The organism is Corallococcus praedator (genome assembly GCF_003612125.1).
Lineage (GTDB): Bacteria > Myxococcota > Myxococcia > Myxococcales > Myxococcaceae > Corallococcus > Corallococcus praedator.
Genome location: NZ_RAWI01000802.1, coordinates 1 through 838, shown reverse-complemented (window position 1 = coordinate 838; position 838 = coordinate 1). Strand labels below are relative to the sequence as shown.

1 protein-coding gene is annotated in these 838 nt (G+C 69.9%); it reads left to right on the top strand.

The features are described from left to right. Positions 1-87: 87 nt before the first annotated feature. Positions 88-838, top strand: a 751-nt coding sequence (locus D7Y13_RS41845; protein WP_233596057.1) for an IS3 family transposase, incomplete at its 3' end; no start/stop codon positions are given.

The following is an 838-nucleotide window of genomic DNA, read 5'->3' as shown; positions in this document are numbered from 1 at the left end:
TGGCGGAAGCCCCAGACGGCTCAGGACGGGCGGTGCGGTCCGCGCACCCGGCCCGCCAACCGCCTCTCCGAAGCGGAGAAGCGCCGCATGCTGACGGTAGCCAACAGCGAGGAATTCCGCGACGTCTCGCCCAAGCAACTGGTGCCCAGGCTGGCGGACCGGGGCGAGTACCTGGCCAGCGAGGCGAGCTTCTACCGGGTACTGCGCGCAGCGGGGCAGCTGGCCCACCGAGGCCCCGCGAAGCCGCCCACGCCGCGCCCCAAGGCAGAACACACCGCCACCCGGCCCTGCCAGGTGTGGAGCTGGGACATCACCTACCTGAAGGGCCCGGTGAAGGGCTGCTTCCTCTACCTCTACCTCGTGGTGGACGTCTTCAGCCGCCGCATCATGGGCTGGCGCGTCCACGAGGAGGAATCGTCCGCGCATGCCGCGACCCTCATCCGCGACAGCTGGCGCGAGGCGGGATGCCCCGAGGGCCTGGTGCTGCATTCGGACAACGGTGGCCCCATGAAGGGCGCCACGATGCTGGCCACGCTGCAATGGCTGGGCGTGGCGCCCTCCTTCAGTCGGCCCCGCGTCTCGGACGACAACGCGTTTTCCGAAGCCCTCTTCCGGACGCTGAAGTACCGCCCGTCCTTCCCCCAGCGTGCCTTCGCGTCGGCGCAGGACGCGAAAGCGTGGGTGACGCGTTTCGTCGCCTGGTACAACACCGAGCACCGGCACTCCGCCATCCGCTTCGTCACGCCGGAAGCCAGACACTTCGGCCTCGATGTCTCGCTGCTCGCCCAGCGCCACCAGGTGTACCTGCGCGCTCGCGCTCGTCACCCCGAGCGCTGGA